The 22,092-nt window shown below is 70.2% G+C and carries 22 protein-coding genes; 14 read left to right on the top strand and 8 right to left on the bottom strand.

The window, feature by feature from the left end; all coding sequences use genetic code 11:
* The first annotated feature begins 335 nt into the window (after positions 1-335).
* Positions 336-878 (top strand): DUF4240 domain-containing protein, encoded by a 543-nt coding sequence (locus tag ACQEU1_RS04360; protein ID WP_433196454.1) that lies wholly within the window; start codon positions 336-338, stop codon positions 876-878.
* Positions 878-1,204 (top strand): hypothetical protein, encoded by a 327-nt coding sequence (locus ACQEU1_RS04355; protein ID WP_433196452.1) that lies wholly within the window; start codon positions 878-880, stop codon positions 1,202-1,204. The genes ACQEU1_RS04360 and ACQEU1_RS04355 overlap by 1 nt, the downstream gene beginning before the upstream one ends.
* Here the strand turns inward: ACQEU1_RS04355 and add are convergent.
* Entirely contained in the window at positions 1,114-2,148 is a 1,035-nt protein-coding gene (gene add / locus ACQEU1_RS04350) for an adenosine deaminase (RefSeq protein ID WP_433196450.1), read from the bottom strand. The two genes, ACQEU1_RS04355 and add, sit on opposite strands and share 91 nt — an antisense overlap.
* A 301-nt stretch (positions 2,149-2,449) precedes the next feature.
* Entirely contained in the window at positions 2,450-3,202 is a 753-nt protein-coding gene (locus tag ACQEU1_RS04345) for an alpha/beta hydrolase (protein WP_433196448.1), read from the bottom strand.
* Positions 3,203-3,414: 212 nt separating this feature from the next.
* Between ACQEU1_RS04345 and ACQEU1_RS04340 the strand changes: the two genes are divergently transcribed.
* The 4 genes from ACQEU1_RS04340 (at position 3,415) to ACQEU1_RS04325 (ending at position 7,906) form a co-directional block, all read left to right on the top strand.
* Complete coding sequence (locus ACQEU1_RS04340; protein ID WP_433196446.1) at positions 3,415-3,786, top strand: DUF4180 domain-containing protein; 372 nt, start codon at positions 3,415-3,417, stop codon at positions 3,784-3,786.
* An 81-nt stretch (positions 3,787-3,867) separates the two neighbouring features.
* Positions 3,868-4,914: a threonine aldolase family protein gene (locus tag ACQEU1_RS04335; RefSeq protein ID WP_433196444.1), complete on the top strand. Its 1,047-nt coding sequence runs from the start codon at positions 3,868-3,870 to the stop codon at positions 4,912-4,914.
* Complete coding sequence (locus tag ACQEU1_RS04330; RefSeq protein ID WP_433196442.1) at positions 4,911-6,029, top strand: site-specific integrase; 1,119 nt, start codon at positions 4,911-4,913, stop codon at positions 6,027-6,029. Before ACQEU1_RS04335 ends, ACQEU1_RS04330 begins: the two co-directional genes overlap by 4 nt.
* A 365-nt stretch (positions 6,030-6,394) precedes the next feature.
* The gene (locus ACQEU1_RS04325; protein WP_433196440.1) at positions 6,395-7,906 is read left to right on the top strand and encodes a M4 family metallopeptidase; all 1,512 of its coding nucleotides are present in this window, start codon (positions 6,395-6,397) and stop codon (positions 7,904-7,906) included.
* Between the two features lie 135 nt (positions 7,907-8,041).
* Here the strand turns inward: ACQEU1_RS04325 and ACQEU1_RS04320 are convergent, their stop codons facing one another.
* Complete coding sequence (locus tag ACQEU1_RS04320; protein WP_433196438.1) at positions 8,042-8,491, bottom strand: YybH family protein; 450 nt, start codon at positions 8,489-8,491, stop codon at positions 8,042-8,044.
* A 103-nt stretch (positions 8,492-8,594) separates the two neighbouring features.
* Here ACQEU1_RS04320 and ACQEU1_RS04315 point away from each other — a divergent pair, with 103 nt between their 5' ends.
* Both ACQEU1_RS04315 and ACQEU1_RS04310 read left to right on the top strand, forming a co-directional pair.
* Positions 8,595-8,969, top strand: coding sequence for a YciI family protein (locus tag ACQEU1_RS04315; protein ID WP_433196436.1), 375 nt, complete (start codon positions 8,595-8,597; stop codon positions 8,967-8,969).
* Positions 8,966-10,141, top strand: coding sequence for an RNA polymerase sigma factor (locus tag ACQEU1_RS04310; RefSeq protein WP_433196434.1), 1,176 nt, complete (start codon positions 8,966-8,968; stop codon positions 10,139-10,141). Before ACQEU1_RS04315 ends, ACQEU1_RS04310 begins: the two co-directional genes overlap by 4 nt.
* On the opposite strand, the gene ACQEU1_RS04305 is transcribed toward ACQEU1_RS04310, so the two are convergent.
* From ACQEU1_RS04305 to ACQEU1_RS04295, 3 genes are read right to left on the bottom strand one after another with little or no spacing between them, the layout of a single operon-like run.
* Positions 10,113-10,799 (bottom strand): histidine phosphatase family protein, encoded by a 687-nt coding sequence (locus tag ACQEU1_RS04305; protein WP_433196432.1) that lies wholly within the window; start codon positions 10,797-10,799, stop codon positions 10,113-10,115. The genes ACQEU1_RS04310 and ACQEU1_RS04305 overlap by 29 nt on opposite strands.
* Before the next feature lie 10 nt (positions 10,800-10,809).
* Positions 10,810-11,637: an undecaprenyl-diphosphate phosphatase gene (locus ACQEU1_RS04300; protein WP_433196430.1), complete on the bottom strand. Its 828-nt coding sequence runs from the start codon at positions 11,635-11,637 to the stop codon at positions 10,810-10,812.
* Positions 11,634-12,683, bottom strand: a complete 1,050-nt coding sequence (locus tag ACQEU1_RS04295) for an LLM class F420-dependent oxidoreductase (protein WP_433196428.1) — start codon at positions 12,681-12,683, stop codon at positions 11,634-11,636. The genes ACQEU1_RS04300 and ACQEU1_RS04295 overlap by 4 nt, the downstream gene beginning before the upstream one ends.
* 72 nt (positions 12,684-12,755) lie before the next feature.
* Between ACQEU1_RS04295 and ACQEU1_RS04290 the strand changes: the two genes are divergently transcribed.
* The 3 genes from ACQEU1_RS04290 to ACQEU1_RS04280 all read left to right on the top strand — a co-directional run bounded on the left by ACQEU1_RS04290 (position 12,756) and on the right by ACQEU1_RS04280 (position 14,824).
* Positions 12,756-13,721: an aldo/keto reductase gene (locus tag ACQEU1_RS04290; RefSeq protein WP_433196426.1), complete on the top strand. Its 966-nt coding sequence runs from the start codon at positions 12,756-12,758 to the stop codon at positions 13,719-13,721.
* A 261-nt stretch (positions 13,722-13,982) separates the two neighbouring features.
* Complete coding sequence (locus ACQEU1_RS04285) at positions 13,983-14,615, top strand: YncE family protein (protein WP_433196424.1); 633 nt, start codon at positions 13,983-13,985, stop codon at positions 14,613-14,615.
* Entirely contained in the window at positions 14,612-14,824 is a 213-nt protein-coding gene (locus tag ACQEU1_RS04280) for a DUF5703 family protein (protein ID WP_355296552.1), read from the top strand. The genes ACQEU1_RS04285 and ACQEU1_RS04280 overlap by 4 nt, the downstream gene beginning before the upstream one ends.
* Here the strand turns inward: ACQEU1_RS04280 and ACQEU1_RS04275 are convergent.
* Positions 14,817-15,749 carry an aldo/keto reductase gene (locus ACQEU1_RS04275; RefSeq protein WP_433196421.1) on the bottom strand — a complete coding sequence of 311 codons (933 nt, stop codon included), beginning with the start codon at positions 15,747-15,749 and terminating at the stop codon, positions 14,817-14,819. The two genes, ACQEU1_RS04280 and ACQEU1_RS04275, sit on opposite strands and share 8 nt — an antisense overlap.
* A 221-nt stretch (positions 15,750-15,970) precedes the next feature.
* Between ACQEU1_RS04275 and ACQEU1_RS04270 the strand changes: the two genes are divergently transcribed.
* The 3 genes from ACQEU1_RS04270 (at position 15,971) to ACQEU1_RS04260 (ending at position 21,013) form a co-directional block, all read left to right on the top strand.
* Positions 15,971-16,693, top strand: a complete 723-nt coding sequence (locus ACQEU1_RS04270; RefSeq protein WP_433196419.1) for a helix-turn-helix domain-containing protein — start codon at positions 15,971-15,973, stop codon at positions 16,691-16,693.
* Between the two features lie 46 nt (positions 16,694-16,739).
* Positions 16,740-20,381, top strand: a complete 3,642-nt coding sequence (locus ACQEU1_RS04265; protein WP_433196417.1) for a hypothetical protein — start codon at positions 16,740-16,742, stop codon at positions 20,379-20,381.
* A gap of 188 nt (positions 20,382-20,569) precedes the next feature.
* Positions 20,570-21,013, top strand: a complete 444-nt coding sequence (locus ACQEU1_RS04260; RefSeq protein WP_433196415.1) for a hypothetical protein — start codon at positions 20,570-20,572, stop codon at positions 21,011-21,013.
* On the opposite strand, the gene ACQEU1_RS04255 is transcribed toward ACQEU1_RS04260, so the two are convergent.
* Positions 20,994-22,091, bottom strand: coding sequence for a hypothetical protein (locus ACQEU1_RS04255; protein WP_433196413.1), 1,098 nt, complete (start codon positions 22,089-22,091; stop codon positions 20,994-20,996). The two genes, ACQEU1_RS04260 and ACQEU1_RS04255, sit on opposite strands and share 20 nt — an antisense overlap.
* Position 22,092 lies beyond the last annotated feature (1 nt).

The raw sequence follows: 22,092 nt of genomic DNA, 5'->3' as shown, positions 1-22,092 counted from the left end.
CATGCGCGGATCCCACTCGCCACCTCACCCCTCCTCGTCCCGTTCGCACGCCCGTTCCGTCCGCCTCGTGCTCTCGCTTCCACGCCCTCCACCTCCTGCCCCTCTCCCTTTTTCCTCACTCCCCACCTCCACCCCGACCCCGGCCGCCTCTCTTCGCGCGTTCCCCGCCCTCGTCTGTGCTGTCTCCCCTCACCCGCCCGTCTGCGGCTCCCGCAGCCCCCCGGCTATCCCCCTCTTCTCGCTCCAGGCCCTGCCGCTCCCCCGTTCCGAGCCCCTGACCTGCGGTGACGTGGGACCGTCCAAAATTGTCAGACCCCCTCGCTAGCGTCTTCGGCATGGACCTGAACGCGTTCTGGGTCCTGGTCGAGGGCTCCGCCGCGCAGGGCTCCGATCAGGACGTTCGGCAGGAGTGGCTGGCCGCCGCTCTGGCCGGGCTGCCTCCCGGTGAGGTGGTGGAGTTCGCGGTGCGGCTCGACGAGGTGCGGCGCCGGGTCGACACGTGGGCGCTGTGGCACGCGGCCGCAGTGATCCACGGCGGGTACTGCGGCGCGGACTCGTTCTTCTACTTCCAGTCGTGGCTGGTCGGTCTGGGCCGGGAGGTGTTCGAGTCGGTGGCCGCCGATGCGGACGCTTTGGCGGACGTGCCGGAGGTTCGGGCGTTGGCGGCGTGCGGCGGCACGCACGCGTGGAGCAGTGCGCAGTGGCCGGAGTGGGAAGGCCTCGCCTACGTGGCGGCCGAGGTGGTGGGTGAGGGCGCGTTGCCGCCGGGCCTGCTGTCGGATCCGGCGCCCGCGGGTCGTCCTTGGGATTTCGCGGATCCGGCGGAGATCGCCGCTCGGGTGCCGCGACTGGGTTCGTTGTTCGGAAAGGTGGCGTGATGGACGTGCCGGTGGATGTGGTGGTGTGGCGGGCTCCCGGGCCGGAGTCGTTCGCGGAGGCGGCGGCGCGGTACGCGGAGTTGCGATCGTCGCCGCTGGGCGCGTTCGAGCCGGCGGTGGCGGCGTTCGTGCGCGAGTTACGCCAGACCTCGCCGGATCCGTCGTCCGCGGTGTCGTGGGACGACGCGCTGACGGTGGGGGTGGACGCGGTGATCGTGCACGTGGTGTGGCCGGGTCAGCGGCAGGTGCTGGAGCTGGTGGCGTTGCTGGCGTCCCGGCACGGGCTGGTGTGCTTCGAGCCGGCCCGCCAGGTGGCGATGTCCTGACGCAGCAGGGTTTTCGTGGCCTGCGGGGCGAACGAGGCGTCGACGGCGTTGGTGGCGATGCGCGCGAGGGTGTCGTCGTCGAGGCCGAGGTGCTCGCGCAGCAGGCGGTACTCGTCGGTGAGCGTGGTGCCGGTGGAGGCCGGGATGTCGGTGCTGAGCGTGACGGTCAGCCCGGCGGCGAGCAGGTGTGGCAGCGGGTGAGAGGAGACCGATTCGACCAGTCCCAGCGCGACGTTGGACGACGGGCATGACTCGAGCGGGATCGCGCGGTCCCGCAGCAGGGCGACGACCTCGGGGTCTTCCAGTGCCCGGAAGCCGTGCCCGATGCGGTCGGCCAGCCCGACGGTGACGGCCTCGGCGACGCTGGCGGCGCCGCACGACTCGCCGGCGTGGTGCACGAGCCCGATCCCGGCGTCCCGCGCGGCGCGGAACACGTCGGCGAACGGGGTGAGCGGGTGGTCTTCCGCTCCGGCCGTGCCGATCGCCACGACGTGCGGGTGTGCCAGCGCGAGCCGCAACGAGTCCTGAAATCGCGCGACAGATCGCTTCCTGGGGTGGTCCACGATCACACGGCATTCGATGCCGTGGGCGGCCTGTCCTGCGGCGAGCCCGGACAACACCGCTTCGAGCGGCATGTCCGGATCACCGAGCCGTTCACCGTGCGCCGCGGCGGTGAACGTCACCTCGGCGTACCGGGTCCCCTGCGCTGCTTCCTCGGCGCAGAACTCGTACGCGATCCGGTGGAAGTCCTCGGCTCGCCGCAGGCAGTCCCGCACGGCCCCGTTGTGGGCGGCGAACCGCGCGAAGTCCGCGAAGGCGCCGACCTGGACGGCCGGCACGTCGACGCCGTGGTGCGCGGCGAGGTCGGCGAGGGTGTCCGGGCGGACAGTGCTCTCGAGGTGGACGTGCAGGTGGGCCTTGGGCAGTGCCGCGAGGTCGAGCATGATCACGACGCTACCCAGGCCCCGCGACCGCACGCCCGCGATTTACCGCCGGGTGCCGCGTTCGGCCACCCGCACGCCTGATGCCCTGGCTTGGACCTATCTGGCCTGGCTTCGCAACGGCGCCCGGCGCTGGACGCCGTTCCGAACCCAGGTGCCATACCCGGCACCGTGCACCGCGTTTCGCCGGGCTTCTGCACCTGGCACTGTGCGCCGCATTCCGCCGGACCGCGCCATCCGGCACCGTGTTCCGCGTACCGCCGGACCTCGTCACGCGGAACCGGTCACCCCAGTGCGGCCGCTCTTACCGCAGCGCGGGTGTGGCGGCTTCGCGTGCCTGGTCGGCGAGGAACCGCACGGCTTCGTCGAGTTCGTGGCGGGGCACGTCGCCGTGGCCGCCGGGGTTGGCGTGCAGGGTTTTGCGTGGTGTGGCGAGGGCGTCGAACAGGGCGAGTCCTGCGGGGCGGGCGATGAGCTGGTCGTCCCACTGCAGCAGGAACCGCACCGGCACGGTGATCGACGCGGCGGCGGCCGCGAGGTTGTCGGTGGCGCCGATGAGCCCGAACACGGCGCTGTGCACGCGGGGTTCGGCGGCGGTGAGCGGGATGCCGAGGGCACTGCCCATGGACACGCCCCAGAACCCGGCGCCGGGCAGGTGCGCGAACTCGGGCCGGCCGAGCAGTGCGTCGAGCACGGAGCGCCATTCCGGGATCGCGCGAGCGGACTGCAGGGCGTTGTACTCGGCGACGAGTGGTCCGGCGTCGGCGCCGGTGGTGATGCGGGCGCGGATCTCGGTGGCGTAGTGGTCGTCGTCGGGGGTGCGGGGCCGGTCGCCGTGGCCGGGTGCGTCGAGGGTGACGGTGGCGAGTCCGGCCGTCGCGCACGCGTGGGCGCGGGCGGTGATGCCGGGGGCTCGTTTGTGCTGGCCGCCGCCGTGGGCGCTCAGGAGCAGGCCGGTGGCGGTGCCGGGCGGGGTCCACAGGACGCCGGGGACGCCGTCGTGGACGAAGTCGTGGGCGGTGACGCCGTCAACGGACGCGGAGGAGGTGATGTGCATGGTCGTTCGCCTTTCGGGACGCTGGTGGAGCGCTCCCGTGGCGACGCGCGCGTGAAGGCGTCAGGCCGTGGGGTGGAGGGAGCGCCCATTCGGGGTGACCGCGTTGATGGGACTCACCTCCTCTGGCCGGTCGCGACGCCGATCACCCTAGCAAGGGGTGCACGAGGTATTCGGGCGACATCGGGTGTGGGGCGCTACTAGGTTTCGGTGCCATGCCTGATGTTGTGCAGACGCGCCATGGCGCGACGGTGCTGATGTGCGCCGCGGACGGTCCGACGATCGGTGACGAGCAGTCCGCTGTGGACTTGATCGGCACGTTGTGGGGGCAGGACGTGCAGTGGATCGCGTTGCCCACGCAGCGGTTGTCGGAGGACTTCCTGGTGTTGCGCACGCGGGTGGCGGGTGCGGTGGTGCAGAAGTTCCAGCAGTACGGGTTCAAGGTCGCGGTTCTCGGGGACGTGGCGGAGCAGGTGGCGGCGAGCACGGCGTTGCGGGACTTCGTGTACGAGTCGAACCGCGGCCGGCAGTTGTGGTTCGTGGCGGACGAGGCGGAGCTGGACGCGCGGCTCGGGGCCGCCGCCTGACCGATAGCGCGCCTGGTCAGAGTGACCTGACCAGGCCAAACGAACCTATTGCAACTTGCTTGCAATAGGTAGGGTCGGGGCATGGACGTCCTTCGCTCGTTGTCGCAGCACAGTGGTCCGCGCAAGTCGCCGTACGAGGTGCTGCGCAGGCTGGCCGAGCACGTCACGCCGGAGACCCGGCCGGAGGATCCGGTGCGGGAGCTGGAGGAACGGGTCGCAGGGCTGCTGGGCAAGCCGGCCGCGTTGTTCTTCCCGTCGGGGACGATGGCGCAGCAGGTGGCGTTGCGGGTGCACGCCGAGCGGACGGGACGCAGGGCGTTCGCCGGGCACCCGCAGTCGCATCTGCACGTGTGGGAGAACCAGGGCTACGCCGCGCTGCACGGTCTGCGGTTTCACCCGGTGGGTGACCGCAACGAGCTGTTCGGGCTCGACGACCTGAAGGCGGTGCACGAGCCTCTCGCGGCGGTGGTGTTCGAGCTGCCGCAACGTGACATCGGCGGTGTGCTGCCGGAGTTCGCGGACCTCGCCGCCCAGGCGGGGTGGGCGCGGGACACGGGGGCGGCGGCGCATCTCGACGGGGCGCGGCTGTGGGAGGCGCAGACGGGCTACGACGCGTCGTTCGCTGAGATCGCGGCGTTGTTCGACACGGTGTACGTGTCGCTCTACAAAGGACTCGAAGGCGTGCGGGGCGCGGTGCTGACCGGGGACGCCGGCACGATCGCGCAGGCCGCGGTGTGGCGGCGCCGGATGGGCGGGGCGATCGTGGACGCGTGGCCGTTGGCGGCGGTCGCGTTGATGGGCATGGACGTCAACCTGCCGCGCATGCACGAGTTCCGCGACCACGCCCAGGCCCTCGCCGCGGCGATCAACGCGGACGGGTTCGCGCACACGGTGCCGCGGGTGCCGTGCACTCCCCTGTTCCACGTGCACCTGCCGATGTCGCGTGTGGACGCTCAGCGGGCGTCGCAGAGGCTGCTGGAGGAGACGGGGATCAAGTTGTTCCTGTACGCCAGGTCGAACCCGGATCCCGGCCGGTGCGCGTTCGAGGTGAGCGTGGGGATCAGCGGGCTGGAGTTCGCGCCGGGCGAGGTGGTGGAGTTGATCAGAGGACTACCATCGCGGGTGTGAGCCTGCCCGAACCCGTTGTGCACGCGCTGGTCAGGGTGTCGCACTCGGTGCTGATCGACACCGGGGCGCTGCAGAGCGTGCGCGAGCGGTTCGACGACGAGCAGGCGGCGTCGCTGGGCACGTACCTGCGCAGCGCGCAGTCGCCGAACACGGTGCGGGCGTACCGGTCGGACTGGATCGCGTGGGCGGGGTGGTGCCAGGCGGAGGGCCGGCAGGCGTTGCCGGCGGATCCGCTGGACGTGGCGGTGTACCTGGCGGTCGCGGCGGACACGGTGAAGCCGGACGGGTCGCCGGCGTTCGGGGCGTCGACGCTGGAACGCAAGTCGGCGGCGATCTCGGCGGTGCACGCGGCGAACGGGTTGCCCAGCCCGACGCGCAGTGACGTGGTGCGGTTGACGTTGCGCGGTATCCGCCGCACCCGCAAGGCGCAGCCCCAGCGCAAACGGCCGGTGCTGCTCGACACCCTGGAAGCGCTGCTGGCGGAACGGCCGCAGGACGGCCCGGCACGCGCGCGGGACGCTCTGCTCCTGCTGGTGGGGTTCGCCGGGGCGCTGCGGCGCAGTGAGCTGGCGGCGATCGAGTTCGAGGACGTGTCGGTGGACGTCGATCCGCGCACGCACGAGCCGTTGCTGCTCATCCGGCTGGGGACGACGAAGACCGACCAGACGGGTCGCCATCAGCAGCAGGTGGTGCTGCCGCGCGGGAGCAGGCGGCCGACGTGCCCGGTGTGCGCGTTCGCGGACTGGTCCGACGTGCTCGACGGCAGGCAGGTCAGCGAGACCGGCCTGCACCGCTGCCACGGCTTCGGGCAGCCGGCCCGGCAGGGCGCGGTGTTCCCGATCATCAACCGCCACGGCGGGGTGAGCGGCAAGGCGATGTCGGGCCGGGCGGTGGCGGAGCTGGTGAAGCGCTACGCGGTCAGGGCGGGGCTGGATCCGGCGTTGTTCGGCGGGCACTCGCTGCGGGCGGGGTTCGCGACGCAGGCGGCGCTGGGCGGGGCGAGCGACCGGGAGATCATGCGGCAGGGCCGGTGGACCAACCCGCGCACGGTGCACCGCTACATCCGCACGGCGAACCCGCTCGAGGACAACGCCGTGACCCGCCTGGGCCTGTGAATCTGTGACTCACCTCTCACTCTGCGTGGTTAACTGTAAACAAGATCCCCTCCGGCAGGACTGAACCGGACGGCCTAGCGCACTACGCCGACAGCACGGTCGGACCGGGAAGTTTCCGTCGTGTTTCCACGCCGTTTGAGCTGCTCTTTTGTCCCGCCATCCGGACAAAACCCGGCGTCCTGACCAGCGGCTCCGCGCAAATCGTGAATCGATCTCGCACTCTGGGAGTGGCTGGTCGCATGCACCCAGAGCAATACGATCACCACGCCCGGTCATCGACGATGGCCGGGCTGTTCCACGGTGACCGGCCCGGCACCCCTGTAACGCCGGAGCGATCACTCCCTGCACCGGAACAAGGAGCGTTCATGAAGCGCAAAACCCTGGGCATCACCACCGCCCTGGTGGCCGGAGCGGCACTGGCCGCGTCGGGCACGCTGGGAGCCAACGCCGCACCGCAGCCGAGGCCCCAAGAGGAAGCTCTGCACGCGGCGGCCGAGCAGGCGGGGACGATCTCCTCCGCCCTCGGCCTGTCCGGCGGCGAACAACTCGTCCCCCGCGACGTCGTCCGCGACGCCGACGGCACCCACCACCTCCGCTTCGACCGCACCCTCAACGGCCTGAAGGTCATCGGCGGCGACCTGGTCGTCGCCCAGAAGGCAGGCCAGGTCACGGGCGTGACGAAGGCGTCGGAGGCCTCCCTCGCCGGCCTCGACACCTCCGCCCCCACCACCGCCTCGAACGGCACGCTCGTGGTGTTCGCCGTCGACCGCACCCCCACGCTCGCCTGGGAAACGGTCACGCACAGCGTCAAGGACGACCAGACGCCCAGCGAACTGCACACCTTCACCGACGCCCGCACCGGCGAGACGCTGCTGACCTACGACGGCGTGCACCACGTCGAAGGCACCGGCCAGTCCACCTACAGCGGCACCGTCCCGGTCAACACCACCCAGTCCGGCGCCACGTTCCAGCTCAAGGACCCCGCGCGCGGCAACCAGGCCGTCAACAACCTCAACAACGGCTCGGGCACCGGCACCCTGTTCACCGACGCCGACAACAAGTGGGGCAACGGCACCTACACCGACAAGGCCACCGCGGGCGTCGACGCCGCGTTCGGCGCCGCCAAGACGTGGGACTACTACAAGGACGTCCACGGCCGCAACGGCATCAAGAACAACGGCCAGGGCGCCCTGAGCAAGGTCCACTACGGCAACAACTACAGCAACGCCTTCTGGACCGACTCCTGCTTCTGCATGACCTACGGCGACGGCGCCCAGAACCGCAACCCGCTGACCAGCATCGACGTCGCCGCCCACGAGATGAGCCACGGCGTCACCTCCGCCACCGCCGGCCTGATCTACTCCGGCGAGTCCGGCGGCCTCAACGAGGCCACCAGCGACATCTTCGGCTCCACCACCGAGTTCCACGCGAACAACACCGCCGACGCCGGCGACTACCTGATCGGCGAGAAGATCAACATCCGCGGCGACGGCAAGCCGCTGCGCTACATGGACAAGCCCAGCAAGGACGGCAAGAGCCTCGACTACTGGACCTCCAGCGCCGGCAGCGTCAACGTCCACTACTCCTCCGGCATCGCCAACCACTTCTTCTACCTGCTCGCCGAAGGCAGCGGCCAGAAGACCATCAACGGCGTCGCCTACGACAGCCCCACCGTCGACAACCAGCCCGTCACCGGCATCGGCCGCGCCAAGGCCGAGAAGATCTGGTACCGAGCCCTGACCACCAAGTTCACCTCCAGCACCAAGTACGCCGCCGCCCGCACCGGCACCCTCGCCGCCACCGCGGACCTCTACGGCGCCACGTCGCCCGAGTACGCGGCGGTCAACCGGGCCTGGGCCGCGGTCAACGTCAAGTAGCTCCGCCGCCAGAAAGCGCCGAGGCCCGGACCGACCCCCTGCACGGTCCGGGCCTCGGCATGTTCCCGCAAGGTGCGGCAGGTGCGGGCTGCACGCCTTCGAGCTGGGCGAACAGGCCTTCGTCGTGCTCGACGGTCAGGGCTCCAGGTCCGTCGCCGCCAGGAACGACCCGTCCATGTGAAACGGCACCGAGTCGTGCGCGTGCGTCACCAGCCACCGGCCGTCACGCTTCTCCAACCCCACGGTCGTGCGCATCCACATCGAGAACCCCTCCGGATAACCGACCGGCACCGCCGCCAGCCGCGCCAGCCCGTGCGCGAACGCCACCTCACCCGACACCACCACCGCGAGGTCGCGGTACTCCAGGGTGATCGGCCCCTCGAACCCGGCCATCCACCCCGCCAGCGACTCCACGTCCCGCGCGTCCGCCGGCGAGTTGCGCAACGGCGGCGCCAACGTCGCGGTGACAACGTCCGGCGCGTAACGGGCCACGATCCGCGCCGGGTCACGCAGCCGCATGCCCTCCTCGTGCTCGGCGAACGTCTCCCGGATCGCGGCCTCGTCCACAGTCAGCGTGCTGGTCATCTCAGTACCTCCGGCTCGTTGTGACACTCCGGTGTCGAGACACGGCCCGCGGTCTCGACATGGCGGTGAGAAGATTTTTCGCAAGCCACGAGCGGAGGCCGCAGTGAAGTACCTGATCCTCATCTACAGCAACCCGAAGTCGCGGGCAGCCTGGGAGAAGCTGACCGAGGAACAGCAGATGAAGTTCGGCCAGGACCACTACGACCTCACCGACAAGCTCCGCGCGAGCGGCGAGCTCGTCGTCAGCGAAGGCCTGCCGGGACCCGAGACCGGCAAGGGCGTCAGCATCAAGAACGGCGAGGTCGTCGTCACCGACGGGCCCTTCGCCGAGGCCAAGGAGTACCTCGCCGGCTTCTACCTCGTCGAAGCCGACACCATCGACCAGGTCATCGCCCACGCCGCCACCCTGCCCGACGCCCACAACGACGGCATCGAGGTCAGGCCCGTGTGGGACATGTCCATGCTGGACGGCGCGTGAACCGACAGATCGAGGACCTGCTGCGCACCCTCGCGCCGCAGGTCCTCGGCGTCCTCGTCCGCCGTCACGGCCAGTTCGACGTCTGCGAGGACGCCGTGCAGGAAGCCCTCCTCGCCGCCACCCAGCAATGGCCCCAAGAAGGCATCCCCGACAACCCCAAGGGCTGGCTCATCACCGCGGCCTCACGACGCTGGATCGAGCAGTACCGCTCCGAGACCGCGCGCCGCCAGCGCGAGGACAAGGTCGTCGCCCTCACGCCACCACCACCCGACCCCGTACCCGCACAGGACGACACCCTCACGATCCTCGCCCTGTGCTGCCACGAGTCCCTCACCACAGCATCGCAGACAGCACTGACACTCCGGGCCGTCGGCGGACTCACCACCGCCGAGATCGCCCGCGCCTTCCTCGTCCCCGAGACCACCATCGCGCAACGCATCAGCCGCGCCAAGCAGAAGATCAAACAGTCCGGCGCCAAGTTCCGCCCGCCCCAGGACCTCACCGCCGTCCTGCACGTGCTCTACCTGATCTTCACCGAGGGCTCCACCGCCAGCTCCGGCGACGACCTGCTCCGCGTCGACCTCACCGCCGAAGCCATCCGCCTCACCCGCCAACTGCACAAACGCAGACCGGAAGGCGAAGTCACCGGACTACTGGCGCTGATGCTGCTCACCGACGCCCGCCGCCCCGCCCGCACCGACCCCCACGGCGCCCTCGTCCCGCTCGCCGAACAGGACCGCACGCAATGGGACACCGACGCCATCAAAGAAGGCACCGAACTCGTCCACAGCGCCCTCACCACCGCACAGATCGGCCCCTACCAGCTGCAGGCGGCGATCGCGGCCGTCCACGCCGACGCAACCACAGCGGAAGACACAGACTGGACCGAGATCCTCGGCCTCTACGACCTGCTCACCGTCACCGCACCCGGCCCGATGGTCTCACTCAACCGCATCGTCGCCGTCGCCATGGTCCACGGACCAGACCAGGCACTCGACGAACTGTCCACACTGGACCTCGACCACTACCGGGTCCACGCCGTCACAGCACATCTGCTCGACCTGCAAGGAAAAAACGCCGAAGCACGCGAAGAGTACGAGAAAGCCGCCGCGAAAACCCTGAGCGTGCCGGAACAGCGTTACCTCAGGACCCGGTCGCGCCACCCACGGTAGCGTCCGACGACGGCGCCTCCTGCGCGGCCGGCACCACACCCGACAGATCCCCGCCGTTGTCGTTGGTCCGCAACACAAAAGGCCGCGTCGGCGTGTACTGCACCACCGACACCGAACACGGGTCCACCACGATCCGCTGGAACCCGTCCAGATGCACACCCAGCGCGTCCGCCAGCACGGCCTTGATCACATCACCGTGCGAACAAAGAACCCACACCGCCGAAGGACCGTGCTCCTCGGTGATCCGCGCATCATGCGCCCGCACCGCCGCGACCGCACGCGCCTGCACGTGCGCGAGCCCCTCACCATCAGGAAAAACAGCGGCGGAAGGATGCTGCTGCACAACCGCCCACAACGGCTCGCTGTACAGGTCCTTCAACGCCTTACCGGTCCACGCGCCGTAGTCCACCTCGGACAGATCCGGCTCCGTCACCGCCACCAACGAACGATCGGCCAGCAACGGCGCCAACGTCTCCTCACACCTCTGCAGAGGAGACGACACCACCGCGCTGACCGGAACGTCCTTCAACCGACCCACGAGCGCCCGAGCCTGCGCCTGCCCCCGCTCGTCCAAACCCACACCCACCGAACGCCCGGCGAGCACACCGGAACCGTTGGCAGTCGAACGAGCATGTCGAAGCAGGATCACCGTGGCCACGGCACCCACCTTAGATCGGCTGCAACAACCCCATCGACAGCAGCCCCATCAGCACCAGACCCAGCATCAGCCGATACCAGACGAACACCGAGTAGGAATGCTTCGACACGTACTTCAGCAACCACGCGATCGTCGCGTACCCCACGACGAACGAGATGACCGTCGCCACGACCATCTGCGGAATCGACGCCTGCACACCCTCCCCCGAGCGCTCCAGCACGTCCGGAATCGAGAACAACCCCGCCCCGAACACCGCCGGAATCGCCAGCAGGAACGAATACCGCGCCGCCGCCTCACGCGTCAGACCCAGGAACAACCCGGCCGTCAACGTGCCACCCGAACGCGACACACCCGGGATCAACGCCAGCGCCTGCGCCAGCCCCATCCCGATCGCGTCCTTCATCCGCAGCTCATCACGCTGCTGCTTCGCCAGATGATCCGCCAAACCCAGCAGCAGACCGAACACCACCAGCATCGTCGCCGTGATCCACAGGTTCCGCGCCGACGTCCGGATCTCGTCCTTGAACAAGTACCCGAGCACCGAGATCGGCACGGAACCGATGATCACGTACCAGGCGAGCTTGTAGTCCTTCTCCTTGCGCGCCTGCGCGTTGAACAAGCCACGGAACCAGGCGCTGATGAAACGCCCGATGTCCTTGGCGAAGTAGATCAGCACCGCCACCTCGGTACCCAGCTGGATGACCGCGGTGAACGAAGCGCCCGCGTCGTTGCCGAAGAACAGCGTCGACGTGATGCGCAGGTGCGCACTGCTGGAAATCGGCAGGAATTCCGTCAGTCCTTGGACGAGTCCTAGGACAAGAGCCTGCAACCAGCTCAACTACCCACTCCTGCCAGATCCAGAGCCTCGGCCGCGGTGCGAAGGCCCGCGATCCCCTGCTCCAGATCTTGCAGCATCGGCGAAACGGACAGCGTGGTGACCCCCGCAGCGGCGAGAGCCTTCATCTTGTCTGCTATGCGCTCCTTCGGCCCCAGCAACGACGTCGCGTCCAGGAACTCCAGCGGGATCGCCGCCATCGCACCCGCGTAGTCCCGCGCCAGGTACTTCTCCTGGATCTCCTCCGCCTCAGCCGGGAAACCCATGCGCACCATCAGGTTGTTGTAGAAGTTCTGCTTCCGCGAACCCATACCGCCCACGTACAACGCCGTGTACGCGCGAACCGGGTCCGCACACGCCTTCCAGTCATCCCCGACGATCAGAGGCACCGTCGGAACGACGTCGAAGCCCTCCATCGTCTTGCCGGCCTTCTCCCGCCCGGCCTTCACCGACGCCAGAGACTCCGCCGAGTACTCAGGGGAGAAGAAGATCGCCAGCCAGCCGTCCGCGATCTCACCTGTGAGCTCCAGGTTCTTCGGACCCACCGCCGCCAGGTAGATCGGGATCTGGTCGCGCACCGGGTGGACGGTCAGCTGCAAAGCCTTACCGGGACCATCGGGCAACGGCAGGGTGTAGTGCTCACCCTCGTACCGCAGCTTCTCCCGCGTCAAAGCCTTCTTGACGATCTCCACGTACTCCCGCGTGCGCGCCAACGGCTTGTCGAACCGCACACCGTGCCAGCCCTCCGACACCTGCGGACCCGACACGCCCAGCCCCATCCGGAACCGGCCACCCGACAACGTGTCCAAAGTGGCCCCGGTCATCGCGGCCATCGCCGGCGTCCGCGCCGGAATCTGGAAGATCGCGCTACCCACGTCAATGCGTTCGGTCTGCGCGGCCACCCACGCGAGCACCGTCGGCGCGTCGGAACCGTAGGCCTCCGCGGCCCACACCACCGAAAAGCCGAGCCGGTCGGCCTCTTTGGCCAGCTCAAGGTTCGCGGCGTCGTTGCCGGCGCCCCAGTATCCGAGGTTCAATCCGAGCTTCACGAACCGTGACCCTACCGGTCAGTAACACCGATTGCCAGGCTCAGCCGATGATCACCCCTTAGCATCGCGCACGTGGAACAGCGATACCTCGGCCGCAGCGGCCTCCGCGTCTCCAGGACGGCACTGGGCACCATGACGTGGGGACGCGACACCGACGCGGACGAGGCCGCCACCCAGCTCATGGCCTTCGCCGACGCCGGCGGCACCCTCGTCGACACCGCCGACGTCTACGCGGAAGGCGAAGCCGAACGCATCCTCGGCACCCTCCTCGGCGAGATCGTCCCCCGCGACGAACTCGTCCTCGCCACCAAGGCCACCGCCCGCCGCACCGAAGGCCCCTTCGGCGGAGGAGCCTCCCGAGGCGCACTTTTGTCCGCTTTGGACGGATCACTGCGCCGCATCGGCGTCGACCACATCGACCTCTGGCAACTCCACGCCTGGGACGCCGGCGTCCCCGTCGAGGAATCGCTGTCCGCACTCGACCTCGCCATCACCAGCGGCAAGGTCCGCTACGCCGGCATCTCCAACTACAGCGGCTGGCAACTCGCCACCGCCGCCATGACCCCCACCACCTACCCCCTCATCTCCACCCAGGTCGAGTACTCCCTGCTCGAACGCGGCATCGAACGCGAAGCCGCCCCCGCAGCCCTGCACCACGGCCTCGGCCTCCTCCCGTGGGCACCCCTCGGCCGCGGCGTCCTCACCGGCAAGTACCGCAACGGCACCCCACCCGACTCCCGCGGCGCCTCCGCCCACTTCGCCGGCTACGTCGAACAACACCGCAACGAACGCGCCGCCCGCATCGTCCAGGCCGTCGCCACCGCCGCCGAAGGACTCGGCACGTCCGCGCTGTGCGTCGCCCTCGCCTGGGTCCGCGACCGGCCCGGCGTCATCGCCCCCGTCGTCGGCGCCCGCGACACCAACCAGCTCATCGCGTCCCTCGAAGCCGAGGCGCTCACCCTGCCCCCGGCCATCCGCGCCGCACTGGACGACGTCAGCGCCATCGAACTCGGCTACCCCGAACGCCCGATGCCCTGATCAGCAGCTCTTCGAAGAAGGGGGTCGACCCGGCTGGCGGGTCGCCCCCCTTCTTCGTTGTGTTTGTGTTTGTGGCTTGCTTCGGTAGACCGATAGGCATTAATTTTGGTCTACACTGAAGCTATAGAGATAAGTGCGTTCAGGCGGCCGAACGGGGTTTCACCCCACCCCTTGCGTGACCTCCGAGCGAACGTGAGAGATGCTGGAGACCTCGACGTTTCACAGGAGGAACCGATCTTGCGCCGGCTCGCTGCTCTGATCTTGACCACCGCCACGCTGACGGCGTGCGGCCAGAGCGAGGGGTCACAGGACCCGCTGCAGGTCGCGGAGACCCTCGAAGCCGCCCGACCGGCCCACTCCCCCGCCCAGAACGCCACCCCGCCCGGCGAGATCGCTCCCGGCGGCACGTTCACCGAAGGCGACACCACGCAGAAGTTCCAGGTCAACGGCCGCAACGTCGAACTCGACCGCCTGCGCAGCGCCGTCTTCGAGATGACCACCGACGACAAGGGCGCCGAAACCCGCGGCGCCGGCCTGCGCGCGGGCGACGGCGCCACCAACGGCGTCGCCGACCGCTACGGCCGCCTGCTCGTCGTCGACACCCGCGGCGGCGAGTTCATCGCGTTCTCGGTCAACCCGCTGATCATGCGCCAGCGCTACCCCATGCCCGGCACCCCCTACGGCATCGCCTACGACGCCAAGCGCGACATCGCGTGGATCACCCTCACCGAGCGCAACGAGGTAGTCGGACTCAACGTCGCCGCTGGAGAGCCGGCCGAGAAGTACCGGTTCCCCACCGTGCGTCAACCCAACACCGTCAGCGTCGACCAGGAATCCGGACGAGTCACCGTGACGTCCGGCGACAACGGAGGGGTACAGGTGATCTCGCCATGACCGAAGGGGTGATCGACGGAGACTGGGAGTACAGGCCACTGCGCCTGCCGCCCGGCATCTCCCGCCGCGCCGCGACCACGCAGCTGGCCATCCAGGCCGAGTTCTCCGGATGGGAGCTGTCCCGCACGCTGCTCTACAGCGACGGCTCCCGCAAGATGTGGCTGCGCCGCAAGGTCCAGCCCGCCCTGGTGCCAGGCCTCATCACCTGACCACCAGCCCCTCGCCGAACGCGACAGGTTCGCACTCGGCGACGAAGTCCGCCGGAAAGCCCCGCACGAACGGGGCCGCCGCCTCCAGGCGCGCGACCGATTCCGGCGGCAACACCACCTCGCCCAGGCAGTCCCGCACCTGCTCCGGCGTCCGCGCGCCCACCAACGGCAACGCCCCGTTCCCGCGCACCCACGCCAACGCCACCTGAGCAGGCGTCGCCCCCAACTCGCCGGCGACCTCCCGCACGGCCCGCGCCACGGCTTCCTCCCGCTGGGACAGCTGCCCCGAGCGTTGCGCACCGCCGGACAGCTTGCCCGCGGCCAACGGCGCCCACGCCGCCACCGAAAGCCCCAGCGCCGACGCCATCGGCAGCAACTCCCGCTCCACGTCCCGCCACAACAGGCTGTACGGCACCTGCAGACCCGCGAACGCCGTCCAGTCCCGCCACTCGGCCAGCGTGTTGGCCCGCGCCACGAACCACGCCGGCGCGTCCGACACCCCGACGTAGAGCACCTTCCCCGCACGCACCACGTCGTCCAACGCCCGCATCGTCTCCTCGACCGGCGTGTGCCGATCCCACACGTGCACCCACAGCACGTCGACGTAGTCCGTGCGCAACCGCCGCAACGACCGCTCCAGCGACGACACCAGGTTCTTGCGGTGGTTCCCACCCGCGTTCGGATCGCCGGGATCCCGCGACAACGAGTACTTCGTCGCCACCACGAACCGGTCCCGCCGCCCCAGCACCGCGCCCAGCACCTCCTCGCTCTCCCCGTACGCCGAGGCGGTGTCGAGGAAGTTCCCACCGGCGTCGGCGTACGCGTCGACCACCGGCCGCGCCACCTCCTCCGAACGCAACGTCATCGTCCCCAGCAACAACTCCGAGACCCGCAGACCGGTCCGCCCGAACAGTCGGTATCGCATGATCCACAGCATCGCCGCACCCCGCCGAGCACAGGGAGACCCGCCCAGGGCCCCTCTGAGGACCGGCCCCGATGCGTCGACAGCGCCGTCGGCTCTCGGCACAGAGGACGTCCGGCTGGCCGGGTCGCGGACTGGGACAGGACTCCCTTCACCCAGGACTCCGCGAAACACATCTCCGTGTGGCGCAAGCCGGTGCGGAACGAGGCCTAGGCTCAGCCGCCATGGCCGACAACGCACTGGGCCGCTTCCTGCGCGCCCGCCGCGAAGCCACCACTCCCCCGACCACCGGACGCCGCCGCACCCCGGGCCTGCGCCGCGGCGAGCTCGCCGACCGCGCCGGCATCAGCGTCGAGTACCTCACCCGCCTCGAACGCGGCACCGACCGCTCCCCCTCCGGCCAGGTCCTCACCGCCCTGGCCGACGCCCTCACCCTGAGCGCCGACGAACGCGTCCACCTCTACCGCCTCATCAAGGCCGGCTCGACCTGCTCCCCCGCCCCACCGCCACCGCTGCGCCCGACGATCCTCGCCACACTCGGCGCCCTCGAACCCGCCGCGGCCGCCGTCCTCACCCCCGCGCTCGACGTGCGGGCCTGCACCAGCGGGTTCCGCGAGATCTCCGGCCTGGGCGACGAGCAGAACCTCGCCCGCTTCGCCTTCAGCGAGCCCGCGAAGACCCACTACCCCGACTGGGACGCCATCGCGACGAGCCGAGCCAACGCCCTGCGTGCCGCCGCTGACCTGGGCGATCCCGCCGCTGCGGCGCTCGCGTTCGAGCTGTCCGTCACCGCCGGAGCCGCCTTCACCGACCGCTACGACACGGCCTCCTCCCTGCCCTCAGCCACCGGCACCGAACGCTGGGGCGCCCATCTCCTGGCGTTCGAGTGTCTGTACGTGCCAGGAGAAGCAGAACATCGATTGATGATCTGCTTCAGTCAACACTGAAGCTATTGAGCATGACGATATTCCGGCGGATGGAAGAATCGCCGTCATGCCCCGCCCGGAGAAACCGCTCGACCCGTTCGCCGGGCCCGTCCAGCAGTTCGCGTTCGACCTGCGCAAGCTCCGCGAGAAGGCCGGCTCCCCCGGCTACCGCGAGCTCGGCAGGCTCAGCCACTACTCCGCCAGCACCCTCGCCGACGCCGCCCGCGGCGAGCGCCTTCCCAGCCTCGCCGTCGCCCTGGCGTTCGTGCGGGCCTGCGGTGGCGACGAGGAGCGCTGGGAACAACGTTGGCGCGAGATCGGCGAAACCGAAACCAAGACCGCGGCCACCAACTCCCCCTATGTCGGCCTCAAGGCCTTCACCGTCGAGGACGCCGACCGCTTCTTCGGGCGGGAACGGCTCCTCGGCAAGCTGCTGGGCAAGCTGGAGCACCAGGACGTCGTGCTGGTCGTCGGCGCGTCGGGGTCGGGCAAGTCGTCGCTGCTCAGGGCCGGTCTGCTGGCCCGCGCGGGCGGCGAGCTGATCACCCCTGGCACCCACGACACCCTGCCGGACACCGAGGAACTCCTGGTCGTCGACCAGTTCGAGGAGATCTTCGCCCTCCCCCACGAGAACGAGTTCATCGCCGCGCTCACCGAACGCAGGGCCAAGACCGTCATCGGCCTCAGGGCCGACTTCTACGGCCACTGCGCCCGCCACCCCGACCTGGTCAAGGCCGTCGAGGACGCGCAGGTCCTGGTGGGGCCGATGACGACCGACGAGCTGCGGAAGGCCATCACCCAGCCGGCCGTCGAGGTCGGGTGCGCGCTCGAGACCGGCCTGGTCGCGAGGCTGATCGCCGACGCCACCGGCGAGGCGGGCGTGCTCCCCCACGTCAGCCACGCGCTGCTGGAGACGTGGCAGCGCAAGCGCGGCAACACCCTCACCCTCGCCAGCTACCACGAGAGCGGCGGCATCGCCCGCGCCGTCGCCAACACCGCCGAGAACGCCTACACCGCCCTCGACGAACGGCGGCAGGCCCAGGCCCGCCAGGTCTTCCTGAGGCTGATCACGCCCGGCGAAGGCACCGAGGACACCAAACGGCACGTCAAACGGTCCGAGCTCGCGGCCGACGAGGTCGTCGAACACCTCGCCGAAGCACGCATCCTCACCGTCCACGACGACAGCGTCGAGATCAGCCACGAAGCCGTCATCCGCAGCTGGCCCCGCCTCAAGGACTGGATCGCCGAGTCGAGGGACGACCTCCGCACCCACCGCAGGCTCACAGCCGCGGCCGCCGACTGGGAGGCCCACGACCGCGACCCCGGCTCGCTCTACCGCGGCGTCCCGCTCACCCAGGCCACCGACTGGACCCAACGAGACCCCGGCGCGCTCAACACCCAGGAACAGGCCTTCCTGGCGGCCAGCAAGGCCGCGGTAGAACGTGACCTCGCCACCGACCGACGCCGCACCACGAACCTAAGGCGCGTCGTAGCCCTCCTGGCCGCGCTGCTGCTCGTAGCCACCACAGCGACCGTGTTCGCGATCAGAGCGCAACGCCAAGCAACCGAGCAACGCACCATCGCGCTCGCCCAGAAGGCCATCGCCGAGGCCAACGACCTCCAGGACCGCGACCCCGGCCTGGCGAGCCAGCTCCGGCTGGCCGCCTACCGCCTCACCGGCATCCCTGCGGCACGGGACAGCCTGCTGAGCACGTTCGCCGGCCCGCAGGTCACCGTCGTCAGCGGCCACGCCGAGCCGGCGTCGTTCGCCCTGTTCAGCCCGGACCAGAAGCTGCTCGCCACGGCGGGCGACGACCGGATGCTGATCATCTGGGACTTCCAGGACCCCCACCACCCCACCGAGATCGGCCGCGTCCGCGCCGGCGACCAGGCCACCCACGGCCTGGCGTTCAGCCCGGACGGCAGGACCATCGCCGCGGCCGGCTGGGACGGCCTCATCCGCCTGTTCGACGTCAGCAACCCCCGCAGGCCGTTCGAGAAGGCCAAGATCGGCGGGCACGACGGCCAGGTCCAGGCCGTGCTGTGCACGCCTCAGGGCCGGCTGGTCAGCAGCGGCGAGGACGGCACCATCCGCGTCTGGGACGCCACCGGCACCCCGGTCCGCACCCTCCGGGGCCACACCGCGCTGGTGCACGCGATCTCCCTCGCGAACGACGGCACGCGCCTCGCGTCCGCCTCCTGGGACGGCACGGTCAAGCTCTGGGACCTCACGACCGGCGAGGTGCTCTCCACCATCGCCCCGCCCACCCGCGCCACCAACGCCGACACGGCGATGTACGGCGTCTCCTTCTCCCCCGACGGCCGCACGGTCGCCACCGGCGCCGCCAACGACGTGCGCCTCTGGGACGTCACCGACCCCCGCTCCCCCACCCAGATCACCGAGCTGACCGGCCACACGTTCAACATCCACACCGTCGAGTTCTCGCCCGACGGCCGGTACCTCGCGACCGGCGGCGGCGACAAGACCACCCGCCTCTGGGACGTCAGCGACCCGCGCAACGCCCAGCTCGCGTCCCTGCTCGGCGGCCACAGCGACGCACTCTGGTCGGTCGCGTTCAGCGCCGACTCCCGCCACATGGTCACCGCCACCACCGACGCCGAGGTCAGGGTCCTCGACCTCGCGAACCTCACCGTCCCCCGCCACCGGCAGACGGTCTGGAAGCTCGACTACGACCCGCGCGGCCGCTTCTTCGCGACCGTCTCCTCCGACAGCGACATCAAGCTCTGGCGCCACGAGGAACGCCACGCCGAAGCGGTCTCCACCCTCCCCGCGCTCGCGCCGGACGACGAGGGCCAGACCGTCGACATCAGCCCCGCCGGCGACGTCGTGTTCGCCTCGACCTCGGCGGGCACCGCCCTGTGGGACGTCCGCGACCCCGCCAGGCCGCGCGAGCTCAGCAAGACCGTCAAGCCCGCCGTGCCGATCGTCGCCGCCACCTTCAGCCACGACGGCAGGACCCTCGTCACCGCCGACGAGGACGGCACGATCACGCTCTGGAACGTCACGGACCCGGTGAACCCGGTCAGGACGGGCGGCTTCACCCTCCCCAAGACCGACACCGTGTGGCAGGTGGAGCTCTCCCAGGACGACCGCACCGTCGTCATCGCCAACGGCAGCCGCGAGCTCCACCTCTGGGACATCAGCGACCCCGCCGACCCGAAGGCCCACCCGCCACTGCGGACCGACGACAACCCCAGCCCCATCCGCCGCGGCGGCCAGGCGGGCCGCGAGGAGGTCCTCACGGTCGTCATCCACGGGAACGTCATGGCGATCGCGAACCAGGGCGCGAGCGGCGCGCTGTACGACATCAGCGACCCCGCACAGCCGCGCGAGCTCGGCACCCTGCCCAACGACGGCGGCCCGCTGCAACGCCTCGCCTTCTCCCCCGACGGCACGCTCATCGCGGCCGGCACGACCGACGACGTCGTCCGCGTGTGGGACGTGCGCGATCCCCGCAACCCCCAGGTGCGGGCAGTGCTGCACGGTCACACGGAACGGGTGTGGGGCGTGGCGTTCGCACCGGACAACCGGACGCTGGCGACGGCGGGCGCGGACCGCTCCGTCCGCGTCTGGGACCTCGACGCCGAGGCCACCGCCGCCCGTGTGTGCGCCACTACGACGGCGCACCTGCCCAGTCGTCACTGGGACCACTACTTCCCCGGCGTCGAGCCGAGGCCACTCTGCTGAACAAGGACGTCCACCTCTCTTCCACACCGTCTTTGTACTGCGAGAACGTTGTGCGGTGCCGGGATCGGGGCGCCTTACAACAACGATCGTTCAACGCGAGGGCCCGAACCGGGAGAGGCGCCGCTTCAGTCAACACTGAAGCAATAAAATGTACCGAACTGGTTGTCGATGTGATCAGATTCTGGGTCATGGAGCTCGTGCCGCACGAAGTCGGGGTCGCTCACAGCGCACTGCCGCACGACGAAACGTCCGCCCGTGCCCTGCTCTTGGAAGCCGCGGAGCAGGGCCTGCACACAGTCGTCGTCACCGCGGAGGAAGGTGACGAACGCGCGATAGCCGTGCTGCGTGAACTGCGCGCGGAGTACCACACCGAGGACGGCCGCATAACGGCTCAGCTCGACACGGACGCCGAGGGCCAGTTGCGGCACCTCTGGGGGCTCACCGCGGACGAACGGGCCACCTGGCTCGCCGCGTTCCCCCGCAACGAGGACCCGAACTGGTGGATGCACCGCCTGCTGGTGCTCAACCACCACCCGGAGTGGGCGCCGCTCAAGGACTGGCTGGTCGACGAGCACGTCCGGCTCTTCGGCCGCCCGCCCGGCCGGCGTCGTTCTAGCGCGGCAGGCCGCTGAAGTCAGGCTGGGTGAACCGCTGGATCCACGGGATCGGGTCCTCCTTCGGGGTGTCCCGATCCGGCTGGACCGCGGCGAACGTCAGCACCGGCACGCGCGGCACGCCGACCGCGATCACGTCGTCGTGCGTGCCGGCGATCCACATGACGCCGGTGTCGGCGATGTTCGCGATCACGCTCAGCTCGGGCAGCACGAACTGCACCAGCGCGAGCCCGCCCGGCATCTCGGCCAGCCCGGCGACGTGGTCACCGGCCTCCCACGGCAGCAGCGTGGTCGGCACGGGAGTCCACCGCGCCGAGCCCTCGACGGCCAGGACCGCGTCCCGGTGCCACCGGCTGATCTCGAGCAACGCCGGAACGGCGAGCAGCGCGGGCACCAGCACGAGCCCGCCGACGACCAGTCCGGCGGGCGCGAGCGGGAAGAAGCTCAGCAGGATCACCAGCGCCCCGACGCCCGCGGGCACGACGGCCAGCAGCCACGCCCGCGCGCCCCGGCGCAGCCCCTTGAACGCCCTCGCCGTCGCCGGGTGGTCGAGCGGCCTGCCGAGCGGCCGTTCCTCCCTCGGACGCACCGGGAACGCCGCGGACTTTCCCGAGCGGTCGACCTTGACGTGCTCCATCCGCGCGAAGCCCGCGAACCTCAGCACGGCACGCCCGTCGGCGTCCGGCCCGCAGAGGAACGCCTCACCGCGTTCGAGCAGCACGGACGCGTAGTCCTCGAACCAGCCCTTCAGCACGAGACCGTCGGCCCGCAACCACCCGGTCCCGCCGGGGGCGTCCAGCAGCTCGACCGGCACCCGCCGCCACGGCCCGTCGAGCAGCCCGGAGCGTTCCGACCTCGTCTCCACCCACGACACCAGCGTCCCGAGGCCGCCGAGCAGCGCGACCAGCGCCAGCACGACGCCCGCGCTCACGGTGCCGGGAGACGACGGCAGCAGCCAGCACGCGACCGCACCGGCCGCCGTGAGCACCGCGACGACGCCGAGCGCCAGGGACCCGCCGCGCATCTCCTCGAGGATCAGGCCGGTCGACCAGTCGTCCTTCGCCGGCCCGTCCGTGCCCGGTTCGAGGTACCGCACC

This window comes from Lentzea sp. CA-135723, assembly GCF_050936595.1.
Taxonomy (GTDB): Bacteria; Actinomycetota; Actinomycetes; order Mycobacteriales; family Pseudonocardiaceae; genus Lentzea.
Note: the sequence above shows the minus strand (reverse complement) of the source record. Positions and strands in the feature narration are given on the sequence as shown.